Here is a 439-nt window from a genome sequence, read left to right as displayed (position 1 = left end):
GGATGTCATGTTGGCGGGGGCTGGGCGGTCGCCTGATGAAATATGGATCGCGTCAGTCGCCGGGCCGGAGGCGGATGCGGTTATTGCCTCTTGTCTTGCGAGTCGCACAGGTTGTCAGCCCCGGTTTTATTATTCCTGCGCATCCGATTTTGGTGTGCAAAGTTGTTATCCGGATCCGAGAAAGCTTGGCGTTGACCGCTGGGTGGCAATGATTGAGGGGGTTCAACGTTACGGGGCATCGATCATTATCGATTGCGGCAGCGCCTTGACTATCGATGCCGTGGATGCGCGCGGTGTTTTTCTGGGGGGCTATATCGTGCCGGGGCTTGGCATGCTGCGCGGAGCCTTGCTTCGGGATACTTCGGATGTGCATATCGAACCGGGAACGGCACAGCTGCAGCTTGGCCAGTCCACTGGCGAGTGTGTTCATAACGGACTC

1 protein-coding gene is annotated in these 439 nt (G+C 57.9%); it reads left to right on the top strand.

From position 1 onward, the window contains the following. Positions 1 to 7: 7 nt before the first annotated feature. A partial coding sequence (locus tag A3754_RS00760; RefSeq protein WP_231880431.1) for a type III pantothenate kinase occupies positions 8 to 439 on the top strand: 432 nt, incomplete at its 3' end.

It is taken from the genome of Alcanivorax sp. HI0083 (assembly GCF_001635175.1).
The sequence above is the reverse complement of the archived record's forward strand: the minus strand, read 5'-3'. Positions and strand labels throughout refer to the sequence as shown.